The organism is Microbacterium helvum (assembly GCF_014779795.1).
GTDB lineage: Bacteria > Actinomycetota > Actinomycetes > Actinomycetales > Microbacteriaceae > Microbacterium > Microbacterium helvum.
In genome coordinates, this window is the sequence record NZ_JACXZS010000014.1 from 99,087 (window position 1) to 113,516 (window position 14,430).

At 67.2% G+C, this 14,430-nt stretch carries 14 protein-coding genes and 1 pseudogene; 8 read left to right on the top strand and 7 right to left on the bottom strand.

Annotated elements, in window-relative coordinates:
• Positions 1–119: 119 nt before the first annotated feature.
• Positions 120–935 carry an aminoglycoside N(3)-acetyltransferase gene (locus tag IF188_RS18205; RefSeq protein WP_224752105.1) on the bottom strand — a complete coding sequence of 272 codons (816 nt, stop codon included), beginning with the start codon at positions 933–935 and terminating at the stop codon, positions 120–122.
• A 515-nt stretch (positions 936–1,450) separates the two neighbouring features.
• Here IF188_RS18205 and IF188_RS18210 point away from each other — a divergent pair.
• Positions 1,451–2,713, top strand: a complete 1,263-nt coding sequence (locus IF188_RS18210) for an integrase core domain-containing protein (protein WP_191173227.1) — start codon at positions 1,451–1,453, stop codon at positions 2,711–2,713.
• Between the two features lie 265 nt (positions 2,714–2,978).
• Here the strand turns inward: IF188_RS18210 and IF188_RS18215 are convergent, their stop codons facing one another.
• Positions 2,979–3,134 (bottom strand): hypothetical protein, encoded by a 156-nt coding sequence (locus tag IF188_RS18215; protein WP_191173228.1) that lies wholly within the window; start codon positions 3,132–3,134, stop codon positions 2,979–2,981.
• 358 nt (positions 3,135–3,492) lie between these two features.
• Between IF188_RS18215 and IF188_RS18220 the strand changes: the two genes are divergently transcribed.
• The 5 genes from IF188_RS18220 to IF188_RS18240 all read left to right on the top strand — a co-directional run bounded on the left by IF188_RS18220 (position 3,493) and on the right by IF188_RS18240 (position 9,512).
• Complete coding sequence (locus IF188_RS18220) at positions 3,493–4,497, top strand: glycosyltransferase family 4 protein (protein ID WP_191173229.1); 1,005 nt, start codon at positions 3,493–3,495, stop codon at positions 4,495–4,497.
• Positions 4,498–4,671: 174 nt separating this feature from the next.
• On the top strand, positions 4,672–5,802 hold the full coding sequence (locus tag IF188_RS18225; protein WP_191173230.1) for a glycosyltransferase: 1,131 nt from the start codon (positions 4,672–4,674) through the stop codon (positions 5,800–5,802).
• A 113-nt stretch (positions 5,803–5,915) separates the two neighbouring features.
• Complete coding sequence (locus tag IF188_RS18230) at positions 5,916–6,815, top strand: glycosyltransferase (protein ID WP_318152938.1); 900 nt, start codon at positions 5,916–5,918, stop codon at positions 6,813–6,815.
• Positions 6,812–8,269, top strand: a complete 1,458-nt coding sequence (locus tag IF188_RS18235; RefSeq protein WP_191173232.1) for a glycoside hydrolase family 130 protein — start codon at positions 6,812–6,814, stop codon at positions 8,267–8,269. Before IF188_RS18230 ends, IF188_RS18235 begins: the two co-directional genes overlap by 4 nt.
• Positions 8,270–8,411: 142 nt before the next feature.
• Positions 8,412–9,512 carry a fatty acid desaturase family protein gene (locus IF188_RS18240; RefSeq protein ID WP_191173233.1) on the top strand — a complete coding sequence of 367 codons (1,101 nt, stop codon included), beginning with the start codon at positions 8,412–8,414 and terminating at the stop codon, positions 9,510–9,512.
• Between the two features lie 23 nt (positions 9,513–9,535).
• On the opposite strand, the gene IF188_RS18245 is transcribed toward IF188_RS18240, so the two are convergent.
• The gene (locus IF188_RS18245) at positions 9,536–10,249 is read right to left on the bottom strand and encodes a GAF and ANTAR domain-containing protein (RefSeq protein WP_018170308.1); all 714 of its coding nucleotides are present in this window, start codon (positions 10,247–10,249) and stop codon (positions 9,536–9,538) included.
• Between the two features lie 22 nt (positions 10,250–10,271).
• On the bottom strand, positions 10,272–10,973 hold the full coding sequence (locus IF188_RS18250) for a GAF and ANTAR domain-containing protein (protein WP_191173234.1): 702 nt from the start codon (positions 10,971–10,973) through the stop codon (positions 10,272–10,274).
• Between the two features lie 120 nt (positions 10,974–11,093).
• On the opposite strand from IF188_RS18250, the gene IF188_RS18255 reads away from it, so the two are divergent.
• Positions 11,094–11,258 carry a hypothetical protein gene (locus IF188_RS18255; RefSeq protein WP_191173235.1) on the top strand — a complete coding sequence of 55 codons (165 nt, stop codon included), beginning with the start codon at positions 11,094–11,096 and terminating at the stop codon, positions 11,256–11,258.
• A gap of 10 nt (positions 11,259–11,268) precedes the next feature.
• Here the strand turns inward: IF188_RS18255 and IF188_RS18260 are convergent, their stop codons facing one another.
• On the bottom strand, positions 11,269–12,270 hold the full coding sequence (locus IF188_RS18260; RefSeq protein ID WP_191173236.1) for a diacylglycerol/lipid kinase family protein: 1,002 nt from the start codon (positions 12,268–12,270) through the stop codon (positions 11,269–11,271).
• 38 nt (positions 12,271–12,308) lie between these two features.
• Entirely contained in the window at positions 12,309–12,833 is a 525-nt protein-coding gene (locus IF188_RS18265; RefSeq protein WP_191173237.1) for a hypothetical protein, read from the bottom strand.
• A gap of 163 nt (positions 12,834–12,996) precedes the next feature.
• On the opposite strand from IF188_RS18265, the gene IF188_RS18270 reads away from it, so the two are divergent.
• Positions 12,997–14,154: an IS30 family transposase gene (locus IF188_RS18270; RefSeq protein ID WP_191173238.1), complete on the top strand. Its 1,158-nt coding sequence runs from the start codon at positions 12,997–12,999 to the stop codon at positions 14,152–14,154.
• 6 nt (positions 14,155–14,160) lie between these two features.
• Here the strand turns inward: IF188_RS18270 and IF188_RS20310 are convergent.
• Positions 14,161–14,343 (bottom strand): annotated as a pseudogene (locus tag IF188_RS20310) (transposase); the annotation flags it as partial.
• Positions 14,344–14,430 lie beyond the last annotated feature (87 nt).

The following is a 14,430-nucleotide window of genomic DNA, read 5'->3' on the forward strand; positions in this document are numbered from 1 at the left end:
ACGTTGCAAGCGCTTCCAGTATCCGTGGAATCGGGTCGCGCCGATGCGGTGAACAGCATGTTGGCAGAGGTTTGCCCCGCTTGCAAATTTTTGCAGTTGAGATCGTAAAGTCGGCTGAATCAGAGTCGCCGTTGGGCGAAGTCCACCAGGCGGGCCAGCTCCATCACTCGGCACTCGGCAGCCCCGATCCTTACACTCCGGGAACCGCCTGCATCATCGAACTTGGCGCCGATACTGGCGAAATGCTGGTCGTCAACGACCGGCTCATCCCAGTCGACCCAGGTTCGCTGCCCATTGATCAGCAGCGGCGCGCCGTTGCGCACACGCGCCCGCTCCGGACCTCCTGCCCGGGACTCAGCCAGGTGTAGCGCCGTGCACGATTCGTAGCCCACCCCGAGGAGTACGACCTTGGCCCCCATGGCGTACAGCCGAGCGAGCGGGGAACGCTCTCCGAAAGGCTCGTCCACTGGGTGCTCGTTGACGATCCCTTCAGCCTCGAGCCCTTGTGCGGCAAAGGAACGGTGGGGATGAGCGCTGCGCAGAACTCCTGGCTGGGTGCGGAACAGCTCAGCGACTCGGCCCATGGTTCGCGTCGGAGTCAAGGCCGGATCGAAGGCTGGAAGGAGCTCCCTTGTCCGTGCGCGAGCCGCGCCGTCGAGCGCGGGATCGTCCAGGTAGTCCGGGTGGCAGAGATGCCAACTCTGCGAGGGCATGACGATGGTCCCCATCGGGCCGACGACAAGACGCAACGCTTCAACGACCGCCTGCTCGCCTCCCACGACGGTGCCGAAGGATGACAGTGCGCAATGTACGAGGATGACGTCACCTGGCTCAACGCCGACGGCCCGCATCCCCCCGGCAATATCACCCACCCCGACGTAGTGAACATCAGATGCACCATCTGCAAGACTTTTCATATACCGAGTGTTGCTCATCAAGCAATTCGGTGGCAAGAATGCTTCCGAAGCAGCGATGCCCTCCCTCGAGCGGCAGCAAGCGATTCCGCGGAGCGAAGGAAGCATGGGAGATGTAAGTCCGAAATCACGCGTCATCGTCCGGGCTGCTTGGGTTAGTCGGTCGCAGGCGAATCCACGTGCGTCACCGGGAGAAGCCAATACCTTGCTGACCTGGAATCCGGACTGGCCGAACTGATCGCACCCACCGATTCGCTCGCGGCGCCGATGCCCCACCGCAGGGAGGACTACGAAAGGGGCGGCATCGCCCTCTGCTCGACGAAACCCGCGTCAAACCTGCGAATCTCGCGAGCTGACGGCGGACACCCACACGACCCCGCGCGCTCGGGGCGCGGACCGACCTGAGCAATCGACACACTGGCCGCCCCTCACATCCTGAGTGTCATGTGTCAGGACATCGGTGACGATCCTGCATCAGGACATCGGTAACGCTTTCGAGCTCCTTGGTGGTGACACTTCTCCTCTATCTGTTGGGGATGAGTCGCGTTGAGCCTGTCGATCCTCGTGTCCGTCTCGCGATCGCGCAGTGGCCGCTGGATGCGCCGCGGGGTGCGGTGACGACGTTCTGTGCGGAGCACTCGATCTCGCGCAAGACGTTCTACGCGATCCGCAAGCGCGCCCTGGTGGAGGGGCAGGCGGCGGCGCTGGAGCCTCGTTCACGTCGCCCGAAGACCAGCCCGACGACGATCGCCGCCGAGGTCAAGAAGCAGGCGGTCGCGGTGCGGGCCGCGTTGGAGTCCTCCGGTCTGGATCACGGCCCGATCAGTGTGCACGACAAGATGCGCTCCCTCGGGATGACCCCGGTGCCGTCGATCGCGGCATTGGCGCGGATCTTCCGAGAGACTGGCGTGGCTCGGGCGGAACCTCGGAAGAAGCCGCGGGCCGCGTATCGCCGGTTCGTGTATCCGGCGCCGAACGCGTGCTGGCAGCTGGACGCGACCGAGTACGTCCTCGTGGGCGGACGTAAGTGTGTGATCTTCCAGCTCATCGACGACCACTCTCGCTACGCGGTCGCCTCCCATGCCGCGACCGGGGAGACCTCCCGTGATGCGATCCGAGTCGTGCGCAAGGCGATCAAGAAGCACGGGGTGCCTCAGCGACTGCTCTCCGACAACGGCATCGCCCTGAACCCGTCCCGACGCGGCATCATCGGGCAGCTCGTCGAGTACGTCACCGGGCTCGGGGTTGAACCGATCACCGGGAAGCCCTACAAGCCGACCACGCAAGGCAAGAACGAACGGTTCCATCAGACCCTGTTCCGCTACCTCGACAAGCAGCCCATCGCCGCGAACCTGCGGGAACTGCAGGCACAGATCGACCAGTTCGACCACATCTACAACACCGACCGCCCACACCAGGCGCTCCCCGACCGGATCACCCCGCAGGCTGCGTGGGACGCGACGCCGAAGGCTGCACCACCCAGGCCCCGACCGTTGCCGCGGAAGCCGCACGACCCACTCCCGCCGGCGCCGTCGCCGAATGGCCGCCTCCGCGACGGCATCCGGGTCGCGACCGTCCACCCGAACGGGTCGATCAAAGCGCGCGGCGTCATCTTCAACGTCAGCTACCCACTGCGCGGGCAGGACGTCTACGTGATCTACGAAGCCGCCGGCATCATGATCTTCGACGACCGCGGCACCCTCCTCGCCGAGCACAACTGGCCGCCGCCCGGAATCAAGTACGTCGGCAACTGCAAACCCCGAGGCCCCCGAGGACGAGAACTGTCACCGATGTCGTGAGACACGACCTGTCACCGAAGTCCTGAGACATCACACCCCAGTAGAGCGTGATCTCAAACCCTGCGTTCGCCTGCAATCACGCGGGTATCGAGGCATCAGACACTGCATGCGACTGCAGACGATCCCGGCACTTGTTCACGCATTGTTCACGCCCTCGTTCAGGGAAGAAGAGTCGGTCGGCCCATCGGCCGCCGGCGGCACACGCGGAAGATCACGGTCTTTCAGGATCGCGACGTGAGTGCGAGCAAGCTCCGCATGATGCCGTTCAGTACGCGAACGGTTTGCGAAGGTCCTGCATCGGCTGCCCCACCTCGACCAGATATGTCAGGGGCAGCGGACCGAAGACGTCCGCGACCTCGCCGCCGAGCTGTCGCGGAAAGGCGACCACGAGTTCAATGCCTGGGCGACGCATGTTACCCATCAGGTAGTCCACACCCCTGATGCGCTTGAGGCGACCGCTCACGCGAGGTCGTGAACTGCTGTGGCTCGGAGGGCGCGCGAACGAAACACGGTGGTCGATGTCGAAGTCGTCGAGATCTCCCACGGCGCACGAGCGGGCGCGTGATGACTGTTCCATGCCTCATCGTCCCATGCGGCAGGCGCGAGTGGGGGCCGAGCGCGAGCAGCCCGAAGTGCTCGCGGAGTCGTGCGTCGGGCGCACGAGCCGACTCGAGCTGTGAGCCATCCAGGATGGGGGCGTAACGTCCGACCATGAGCGCACAGGCACAGACGAACGGCAGCGACGTGCCGGCCACCGCGACGAACCGACGAGTGCTCGAGTGAAGGTCGCGATGCTCGGTCCCATCGCCTGGCGGACGCCGCCGATCAGTTATGGACCGTGGGAGCGCGTGACGAGCCTGCTGACCGACGGGCTGGTGCGTCGCGGGGTAGACGTGACGCTGTTCGCCACCGCCGACTCGATCACCGGCGGCGACCTCGATGCCGTCGCGCCGCACGGCTACGCGGAGGACCCGACGATGGACGGCCGGGTGTGGGAGGCGCTTCACGTCGCACACGCGCTGGAACGGTCGAGCGAATACGATCTCGTGCACAACCAGCTCGACTGGCTGCCGCTCGCCTTCACCGCCCAGTGGTCCGCCCCGATGGTCACGACGATCCACGGCTTCTCCGGTCCCGCGATCCTGCCCGCGTATCTCGCCTCGGCTTCGACGTTCGTCTCCATCTCCGACGCCGACCGCTCCCCTGGCCTGGAGTACCTCGCGACGATCCACCACGGGATCGATCCCGAGGAACTCCCGTACGTACCCGAGCCGGACGACTACCTGGTGTCGTTCGGACGCATCCACCCCGACAAGGGCACCGCTACGGCGATCGAGATCGCGCGACGGGCCGGCCGCCGGCTGGTGATCTGCGGCCTCGTCCAGCATGTCGACTACTTCCGCGACGAGGTGGAGCCCCACATCGACGGGGACCGCGTCGTCTTCCTCGGCGCCGTGGCACCCGAGGAACGCGCGCGCGTCCTCGGTCACGCCGCCGCACTGCTGCACCCGATCGACTTCGACGAGCCGTTCGGGCTCTCGGTGGCCGAATCGATGATGTGCGGAACGCCGGCTCTCGCGTACCGCCGGGGATCGATGGCGGAGGTCATCGACGAGGGTGTGACGGGCAGCACCGTGGCCACGATCGACGAGGCGATCTCGGCTCTCCCGGCCGTCGCGTCGCTGGACCGCCGTCGCGTCCACGAACGCGCCATCGCGCGATTCGGCGTGGAGCGGATGGTCGACGAGTACCTGAGCGTCTACGAGACCGTGCTGGCTCGCTGACCCTGTGACGACGTCCAGGTCAGACGTGTACCGTGCAACCACAGCGTCCGGGTGCGAACCCGGAGGTGGACCGGACCGCGGCGATGAAGGCGTGGTTCCACGAGGGATGCCGCCGGCAGACGTCTCGCCATCGCCTGGGGCGACTGCCCCCGGGCATCATCAGGGAGCGTCGCCGTGACTCACTACGGATTCCTCAGCACCTTTCCGCCGACCCGCTGCGGGCTGGCCACATTCACCGAGTCGCTCTCCACCGCGCTCGTCCGGCACGACGACGAGGGCACCATCGTTCGTGCGCTCGATCAGCCCGAGGAGCGGGATCGGCACGATCCTCGCGTGCGATCGCGCGTGCGCACCGACCTGATCGCCGACGACAGCCTCAGCACGTTGCGCGCGACCATGGCCCTCAATGCGTGCGACGTCGTGATCGTGCAGCACGAATACGGGATCTACGGCGGCCGCGACGGTGATCAGGTCCTCGATGTGCTCGCCGCACTGCGGATCCCCGCCGTCGTCGTGCTCCACACCGTGCTCGTGGCACCCACGCAGCACCAGCGGGAGGTGCTCGAAGAAGTGTGCCGACTCGCGTCCGTGGTGGTCGTGATGACGACCCACGCCCGTGACAACCTCGCCGCGATCTACGCGGTCGATCTCGCCCGAGTTCGCGTCATCCCGCACGGCGTGCAGCATGTGGCTCTCCGCGAATCGAAGCCGCACAGCGGCCGCCGCGTCGTCACGTGGGGCCTCCTCTCGCCCGGCAAGGGCATCGAGTGGGGCATCCGGGCCATGGCGCAGCTCACGGACATCACGCCGACTGTCGAGTACCTCGTCGCTGGACAGACGCACCCCAAGGTGCTCGCGCATGCCGGGGAGAGCTACCGCACCATGCTCGCGGGTCTCGCGGGCGACCTCGGCATCGGGTCGTCGGTCCGCATCGACGGCCGCTACCTCGAGGCGTCCCAGCTCGCCGCGCTGATCGCGTCGGCGGATGTCGTGCTCCTCCCGTACGACTCTGTCGACCAGGCGACCTCCGGCGTCCTTGCCGAAGCCGTTGCAGCCGGCGTTCCCGTCGTCGCCACGGCATTCCCTCACGCTGTGGAGCTGTTGTCGAGCGGAGCCGGGATCGTGGTCCCGCACCAGAACCCTGACGCCACGGCGCGGGCGCTGCGCGAGATCATCACCGGCACCGCCGTCGCCGATCGCATGCGCGAAACAGCGCTCCGCGAGACGAACGAGACGACATGGTCCGCGGTCGCCGACCGCTACCGTACCGTGACAGCGAGGCTCGCCGCCGGCAGGGCAGCATGATCGTCCCCTCCCCGCCATACGATCACCTCTGCGCACTAACGGATCACAACGGCATCTTCGAGCACGCTCTCCTTGCCGCACCTCGCCGCGAACACGGATACTGCGTCGACGATGTGGCGCGCGCGCTGATCGTGGTCGCGCGCGAGCGGCAGCAGACCGTCGAGCTCCGGCGACTGGCTGCGACCTATCTGCGTTTCCTGGAGTCGGCGGTGCGCGCAGACGGTCTCGCGCACAACCGGATGAATGCTGACGGCGAGTGGTCCGACAACCCGGCCATGGGCGACTGGTGGGGACGACTGCTGTGGGCGCTCGGCACGATCGCCGCGCAGCGGGGCGACCCGTGGACCCGTGCTCGCGCCCTGCGGACGTTCCGGATCGCCGCCCGCGAGCGGTCGACGAGTCTGCGGACCCTCGCCTACGCGGCCCTCGGTGCGGCGGAGATCGTGCGCGTGCGCGCCGACGACCACATCGCCCGGACACTTCTCCGGGAGTACATCCGGGCGATGCCCGACCTGCCGGATCCATCGTGGCAGTGGCCCGAACGTCGCCTCGGCTATGGGAACGCCTCCATCGCCGAAGCGCTGATCGCCGCAGGCAGTGCTCTCGACGACCTTGCGGCCACGACCCAGGGGCTGCAGATGCTCGACTTCCTGCTCTCCGTGGAGATGTCGGACGACCGATTCTCCGTGACCGGGACGGCAGGGCGCGGACCCGGGGAGAAGGGTCCGTCGTTCGATCAGCAGCCGCTGGAGCTCGCCGCGCTCGCGGACGCGTGCGCCACGGCGCACGCTGTCACCGGCGACCCGGTGTGGCTCCCTCCGATCGCGCTCGCGTGGCGTTGGTTCACCGGTCTCAACGACAGCGGGACCATCATGTTCGATGCCGAGACCGGCGCCGGCTTCGACGGGCTAGAACCCGGCGGCAGGAACGAGAACCGAGGCGCCGAATCGACATTGGCCGCGTTGAGCACCTACCAGCAAGCTCTCCGACACGGTCTGTTGACAGCGCCATGACGACCCGCATCCACGCGACAGGGCTGACACCGCAGCCGGACCGGGTGATCGCCCAGCTGTTCCTCCCGGGCGAGGAGTGGTCCGCCGAGCACTCTCGCGCCGGCGAGATCATCGCGCGCGTCATCGCGATACCGGACGATCGCATCGATGCGCTCGCGGCCGAGCTGACACATGACTTCGGTTCGCGGCATCCCGACATCCGCGCGCTGTTCCTGGAGAACGCCGCCGTCGTGAGCTCCCGCCTGGCAGACCCGGTCGACCTCAGCGTCGCGCGTCGTCTGGTGCTCGGCGCGAGTTTCACGGCGGAGTACGCCGTCGAAGGAGCCGCTCTGTGCAACCCCAGCGCGATCGAGCATCCCGACCAGACAGGGTTGGCTCCCGGGCAGCTGCGTGTCGCGGTAGCTCTCCGCGCCATCGGGGAGGGGCACCGTTCCTCCATCGAATTCGCCGAAGCCATCATCGGTCCCGGCCGCCGCTGGACATTCCTGGATCGGATGCTGCCGCTGTGGCGGGCGCGGATCGACGAAGGAGACTGGAGCATCGCCCATTTCCGCGCCGCAGTCGAAGAGGCGGGGCTCGTCAATGAGATCTCGCACAACGTGCTGCAAGGGCTTGACGACCGGTTCACCGTGTCAGACGTCGAGGCCTCAGTGACACGCCTGCCGAAGGCGCTCTCTCGGCGTGCGGACAGCGCTCGGCACATCGAGGCGCTGCGCGAGCTGACGAACTCCGTCTACCGTGCCGTGTTCTCTGCCGAGACGTCCCTCAGCCAGCGTGTGCTCACCCCTGTCGCGGCAGAGGAACGGCACGGGATGGAAGACGCGCGATTCGTGCGATTCACCGGCCTCGCCGGGACCACCCACTACCGCGGCACCTACACCGCGTACGACGGTCGCACCATCGCCCCACGGCTGATCGTCACCTCGGATCTGCGCGAGTTCGACATCCATCGCCTGACCGGCGATGCTGCCCAGGACAAGGGGATGGCTCTGTTCCCTCGACCCGTGGCGGGCAGGTATCTCGCGCTGAGCCGCACCGACGGCGAGAACATCTCGCTGGCGGAGTCCCACGACGGCGTGATCTGGAACCAGGCCGGTACCGTCCACCCCCCGTCGGAACCTTGGGAGATCGTGCAGACCGGCAACTGCGGCCCACCACTGGAGACACCGCACGGCTGGATCGTGCTCGTTCACGGAGTGGGCCCGATGCGCAGATACTCCCTCGGAGCGCTGCTCCTCGACCTCGACGACCCGACGATCGTCCTCGGACAGACCGCCACTCCGATCGTGCAACCGATCGACGACCGTCGCGACGGCTACGTGCCCAACGTCGTGTACTCGTGTGGCGGGCTCATCGTGGACGGTGTGGTCTGGGTCCCGATCGGCATCGGAGACTCGCGTATCGGCGTGTGCTCGATCGAGGTCGACGAGCTTCTCGCGCGCATGGCTCGGTAGCCCTGCAGCGAATTCGAGGGGATCGCCTTCGTGTTTGCTGCATGCCGACACCCACACTCGGGAAGGGGCGTAATCTGAGGTCAGATGGCCTAGACCCTGTCATTCGGCGCACGCCGTGCGCTACATCTGACAGGAGCACGAAATGGCCATCAACACTGCCGGGTCGATCGCCTCCAGCGTGCGGTCCACGACCCCGAAAGCGCCGAACCTCTACACCGAGCTATCGCAGACGGTGACAGGAAGCGGCCTCATGCGGCGCCGCTACGGGTACTACTGGACCAAGCTCATCGCAGCGCCGATCGTCATCGCGAGCGTGCTCGCCGTCTTCGTGCTCCTCGGCGACACCTGGTGGCAGTTGGTCACCGGCGCCGTCCTCGCCGTCCTGCTCACCCAGGTCGCGATGCTCGGGCACGACGCCGCGCATCGCCAGATCTTCCGCTCCGGCCGGTGGAACGACTGGACCAGCCTCGTCCTGGGCAATCTCCTCGTGGGCATGAGCTACGGCTGGTGGCAGCATAAGCACACGCGGCATCATGCCAACCCCAACAAGATCGGCAGCGACCCCGACATCGAACTCCCGGTCATCGCGTTCACCCCCGAGCAGGCCGACAAGCGGCGTGCGAGTCGAAGCGGACCGCTGCGCTGGCTGATCGCCCATCAGGGGGTGCTGTTCTTCCCGATCCTGCTCCTCGAAGGGCTCTCGCTGCACGCGTCGAGCGTGCGGCGCGTGTTCGCACGTGAGCAGCTGCGACACCGTCCGATCGAGATCGCCTTCCTCACAGTGCGGATCGTCGGGTTCGTCGTGCTCGTCTTCCTCGTGCTGTCCCCAGGGATCGCCTTCGCCTTCCTCGGCGTCCAACTCGGGCTGTTCGGCGTCTACATGGGAATGGCGTTCGCGCCCAACCACAAGGGGATGCCGCTCGTCCCGGCCGACGTGAAGGTCGACTTCCTCCACCGCCAGGTGCTGATGAGCCGCAACATCCGTGGCAGTCGCCTGCTCGACACGGCCATGGGAGGACTCAACTACCAGATCGAGCATCACCTGTTCCCCTCGATGCCTCGACCGCATCTACGTCAGGCGTCGGGGATGATCCGCGCCTTCTGCGAGGAACACGGTGTGCCCTACACGGAGAAGGGCCTCTGGCAGTCCTACGGAATCGTCGTCCGCTACATCAACAGAGTCGGGCTCGGCGAGCGCGATCCGTTCGAGTGCCCGTTGCTCCAGCAGCGGCAAGCCGTCTAGCTGCTCGCCCGGCCATCGAGGAGTCAGAGCGACAGTCGCCCGTCGATGACGTCGCGCGCGACGACGCCGATGCGCGTCTGTGTGGAGCGGGCGTGGCTCCGGATCCGTGCGAACGCCTCATCCATGTCGATGTCCCGCATCTGGGCGAGGTATCCCTTGGCCTGCTCGATCACGACCCTGCTGTCGAGCGCGCGCTGCAGCTGAGCCTGTGCGAGCTCGGATTCCTCGACCAACCGCTGCTGCAGAATGCTGATGGTGGCGATATCGGCCAATGCCTGCGCGGCCGCGGCATCGGCCGCGTTCAGCGCGCCGGCCTCATCGCGGAACAGATTCAGCGATCCCAGCGTCGAGTCGCGCAGCCGCAGCGGGATCGCATGGATCGACGAGAACCCGGAAGCGCGCGCATCGGTGGCGAATGCGGGCCAACGATGGGCGATCTGATCGATGTCGTCAACCGAGACGACCTCTCCCCCCGTCGCCGCCTCGACGCAGGGCCCCGCGCCGACGCGCAACTGCATCAGCTCGACGAGTTCGCTCCGCTCGCTCGTGGAGGCGATCACTTCCAGCCGGTTGGACGGGCTGAGCAGCAGGATGCCGGCAGCCGACGCGTCGAACAGCGAGATGCAGTCGTCGACGAGCCGCTGGAGTACGTCGACGATGTCGAAGTCGTCGACGAGGGAGTCCGCCAGAGTGACGAAGGTTCCCAGCAGCTGATGCTCGCGGGTGAGCGCCGTCATGCCGTCATCCTAAGCCTTGGGATCACAGTCTCAGGTCGAGCCGGCGTGCGATGACGTCCGCCGCGACGTCGCGCACCGGACGCCCCGCCGCGAACGCGTGGCCGCGGAGGAGCAGGAGGGCGTCGTCCACGCCGATGCTGTTCCGTGCTGCGACCATTCCGGTCGCCTGGTGAACCTCACGACGGGAGTACGGTTCCTCCCGCGCACCGTCGTCCGGCGCATCGAGACGGTTCAGCGCCCTCGTCAGGAGAGTGCTCGAGACGATGGCCGCCAGGCGGCTCATCCGTTCGATGTCAGCATCGGACAACTCGCGGGCGGTCATCGAGTAGAGGGCGATCGAGCCGATGCCGAGCGTGCTGACATACAGCGGGAACGCGAAGAGCGCTCCCACATCGAGCTCTCGCAGGGCGGCCCATGTGCCGGGCCACAACGCCCCGCCATCGACCTGCAGGTCGGACGCCGTGACAGGAAGCCTCGTGCGCAGAGCTTCCCAGGACGGCCCCTCGCCGAGGTCGATCTGGATCTCGTCGATCCGTGCGCCGAGCTTCGTGCTGGCACACACCGTCTCTGAGCCCATCGGCGAGCCGAGTGTCGACACCACCGCGCCGGGCATCGAGACAGCAGCGCACAACGGCGAGCACAGATCGCCGTCGCTTGCGGCGGTGAGCGTGGCCACGGCGATCTCGAGGGCATCACCCGGCTGGTGGTCGGGACTCGTGGACATCGCTTGCGCCACCGTTCATCTCAGAATGACCAGGCGCGGGGTCTCGGTGCCCTGCTCATGAGCGTACGCGCACGGGCGGAGCTCTGTCTTCGGTCGGGCGAGGAGCGTACGGTGAGGAACATGTGGACAGTCCTTCTCATCCTGCTGGTTGCGTGGGTCGTGCTGTCGATCGTCGGTTTCGTCTTCGACGGCCTGATGTGGCTGGGCATCATCGGGATCGTGCTCTTCGTCGGCACCCTCATCTTCGGGATCCTCCGCCAGCGCGCCCGGCGCCCCAAGCCCTGATCGAGCAGGGTCACGACGCCGTCGACGGCGGGGCCACGACGCGGACGTGCAGCGCACCCGGTGCGACGCTGATGCGCGCACGGACGACGTGCCCGAAAGGGTCACCGTCCAGCTCCACCGCGTGAGGGGTTTCGAAGCGCACCTCGAACTGCCTGCCCTGGACGTAGCCGAGCGCGTGAAGGTCCGGCGACCGTGAGAGCCATCGCCGGGTGAACGGGGAGCGGCGAGCAGCGCTCTGGAGCGTCAGCCTCGTTCCGATCTGCGCCCAGCCGAACGGACCCGCCGGCCGCATGATGACGACATCCAGGAGTCCGTCGTCGATGACCGCGGCCGGGATCAGCAGCATGTTGCCCGTGAGGGTTCCGCAGTTGCCCACGATGACGGTGTGCGCGCGGGTGGATCTGCTGCGTCCGCCGTCGATGCGGTACGTCAGGTGGAAGAGCCGATTCGCGACGATCGATCGTGCGATCGGCGTGACGTACGCGAACCACCCGAGGCGCTTCTTCGCGACCGCGCTGGTCTCCTGCGCCATCTGGGCGTCGAGTCCGATGCCCGCCATCACCATGAACACGTGCGCCTGCCGGACGCCATCCTCGTCCTCGACCTCCGCGACACCGACATCGACCGTGCGATCGACCCCGGTGAAGGCCACCGAGACGCTGGCGGGAATGTCGTTGAGGGGTGTGCCGAGGTCGCGGGCGAGCCGGTTCCCCGTGCCGGAGGGGACCAGCGCAATCGGGATGCCCGTGTCGCGCAACTCCGCGGCCGCGGCGCGGACGGTGCCGTCGCCGCCGGCGACGATCACGACCGCCGGGTCGCCCGCGGCAGCCTGCGCCGCGGCAGCTCGGCCGGCATCCTCGCTCGCGGTTTCGTACCACCGTGTCGGCTTCCACGCCAGCTGACGCTCGTGCTCGGCAACCGCCGTGCGGATGCGTTCGAGCGGCGCCTTCGTCGGGTTGTAGACGACCGCCGCGTGCGGTCGCCCGTCGTCCGACTGCTCCGGCCCACTCATCCGCGATCGTGGGGGCGCGCCGGGCACGCGTGCCGTGATCAGCGGCTGTGCCCGCCCTCGGTTCGCCAACTGTCGATCTGCTCGCGATCTGTCGGGGTCTCTCGCGCCCCCGCCGACGTGGATACCTGAAATGTGACGGACTCCGCGAGCGCCGCCACGGCAGCGGCGCGGGCCTGCTCTGTCTCCGCCGCATCGTGGAACTTGACTGCTGCGGCATCCTGTCGAGCTCGAACCGCCGCGCTGATCTCTGCCAGGCGATCCGCCAGTACCTCCGCAAGCCCGTCCCGGAGTTCCTCCAGGTTCGTGTTCGCTATCTCCAGCCGGCGGTCCGAGACCGTCACCTCGACGGTCGGGTAGCCCGCCCTCGCGAGTCGATCCCGGGTCTCGGTGCCCAGGATCTCGGTCACCTCGTCGCGTTCAGGGCGACGGGTGAATACCGCCTCCACCGTGTAACGCTCCGGGGCGTGGTCTGTCAGCAGCGCAGCAGGCAACGAACCCACCAGCACTGATCCCAGGCCCAGCGCAGCGACATCGATGCCGCTCGTTCGTGTCTGTGTCTCCATGATCGAACGGTACGCCTCCTAGATGTGTAGCTCTCAGGTTCGTGAACAGTCGACTATCGGCGGAGCCCGCGACACGTCGTATCAGAGATGTGAGATGGCGGATTCAACCGGTCAGCGCAAGGGTGCTGTGAGATGAATCAGGCGCTGATCTCGGGAGGCATCGATGCAGGGCAAACATGGTCATCTCAGTCGTGAGCAGAAGCAGCTCGCGCTCCGCCTCCACTCGAAGGGGTGGCGGCTCATCGATATCGCCCGCGAGATCGGCTGCACGGCGCCGATGGTCGGCCGCATGGCGAGGGAAGGCCGTCATCTCGACGGGAAACCATTCGGCTGGGAGCCGCGCGAGGGGCATCTGACGGTCATCGACCGTGAGGAGATCCTGGTCGGCCTCGCCCGCGGTGACACGCTTACTGCGATCGCGCGCACCCTGGGACGCGCGGTGTCGACGGTCAGCCGCGAGGTCAAGCGCGGCGGCGGGCGGGAGGAGTACTCGGCGTGGCGGGCGCACGAGGACGCGCGGGAGCAGGCCCGCCGACCGAAGCCGTTCAAGCTCGACCGTGGACGGCTGCTCGAGGTTGTCACGACGCAGCTGGAGCAACTGTGGTCGCCGCAGGAGATCGCGGCCCGCTTACGTTTGGAGCATCCCGACGACCCGGAGATGCACGTGAGCCACGAGACGATCTACCAGTCCCTGTTCGTGCAGGGACGCGGGCAGCTGCGCCGCGAGCTCGCCCGCTGCCTGCGGTCGGGACGCGCGGCACGGAAGTCGCGGACCGCGACGGACGGGCGAGGCCGGCTGCCGGGAATGGTGATGATCAGCGAGCGTCCCGCGGAGATAGAGGACCGCGCCGTACCGGGGCGCTGGGAAGGTGACTTGATTCTCGGCGAGAACAGTCGCAGCGCCGTGGGAACCCTCGTCGAACGCAGCACCCGGCTCACTCTTCTGCTGCACCTGCCCGATGGGAAGAGCGCCGACAAGGTGGAGGCCGCGATGCGCGAAGCGATCACGGCGCTGCCGTCGTCCCTGGCCCGGACGATCACCTGGGACCAGGGCGCGGAGATGGCCAAACACGCCGAGTTCACTACGGCGACCGGTATCCCGATCTACTTCTGCGACCCGCACTCCCCGTGGCAGCGCGGAAGCAATGAGAACACCAACGGACTGCTACGCCAGTACCTGCCGAAGCGCACCGACCTGAGCATCGTCACCCGCGCTGAGCTGACCGCGATCCAGGACTCGCTCAACGGTCGACCACGCAAAACACTCGGCTATCTGACACCATCGGAGAAGTTCACGGAACTCATTGCGACCACCGGTTGAATCCGCCACCGCGTTCGCCTCACGCAGCTCCCGGTTCTCCCGCTCCAGCTGCCGGATCTTCTCCGACTCGCTCGACGTGACGCCCTGCCGATCGCCGGCGTCGACCTGCGCCTGCCGCACCCACCGGCGCAGCGACTCCGCCCCAAACCGGCTCTTCGGACATCCGGTGGGGTCATGGAGTGAGGCCACCGGCGGCGAGGAGCATGCGGAGTCGGTAGTTGTGCCGGTTGCGGTAGCCGCGGGCGAGGCGACGGTGGAGCTCGATGATCCCGTTGA

What these genes read in the sequence shown, in the direction of transcription:
- IF188_RS18205 (WP_224752105.1), bottom strand. Translation starts at nt 935, where the DNA reads ATGAGCAACACTCGGTATATGAAAAGTCTTGCAGATGGTGCATCTGAT.
- IF188_RS18210 (WP_191173227.1), top strand. Translation starts at nt 1,451, where the DNA reads ATGAGTCGCGTTGAGCCTGTCGATCCTCGTGTCCGTCTCGCGATCGCG.
- IF188_RS18215 (WP_191173228.1), bottom strand. Translation starts at nt 3,134, where the DNA reads ATGGGTAACATGCGTCGCCCAGGCATTGAACTCGTGGTCGCCTTTCCG.
- IF188_RS18235 (WP_191173232.1), top strand. Translation starts at nt 6,812, where the DNA reads ATGACGACCCGCATCCACGCGACAGGGCTGACACCGCAGCCGGACCGG.
- IF188_RS18240 (WP_191173233.1), top strand. Translation starts at nt 8,412, where the DNA reads ATGGCCATCAACACTGCCGGGTCGATCGCCTCCAGCGTGCGGTCCACG.
- IF188_RS18245 (WP_018170308.1), bottom strand. Translation starts at nt 10,249, where the DNA reads ATGACGGCGCTCACCCGCGAGCATCAGCTGCTGGGAACCTTCGTCACT.
- IF188_RS18250 (WP_191173234.1), bottom strand. Translation starts at nt 10,973, where the DNA reads ATGTCCACGAGTCCCGACCACCAGCCGGGTGATGCCCTCGAGATCGCC.
- IF188_RS18255 (WP_191173235.1), top strand. Translation starts at nt 11,094, where the DNA reads ATGTGGACAGTCCTTCTCATCCTGCTGGTTGCGTGGGTCGTGCTGTCG.
- IF188_RS18260 (WP_191173236.1), bottom strand. Translation starts at nt 12,270, where the DNA reads ATGAGTGGGCCGGAGCAGTCGGACGACGGGCGACCGCACGCGGCGGTC.
- IF188_RS18265 (WP_191173237.1), bottom strand. Translation starts at nt 12,833, where the DNA reads ATGGAGACACAGACACGAACGAGCGGCATCGATGTCGCTGCGCTGGGC.
- IF188_RS18270 (WP_191173238.1), top strand. Translation starts at nt 12,997, where the DNA reads ATGCAGGGCAAACATGGTCATCTCAGTCGTGAGCAGAAGCAGCTCGCG.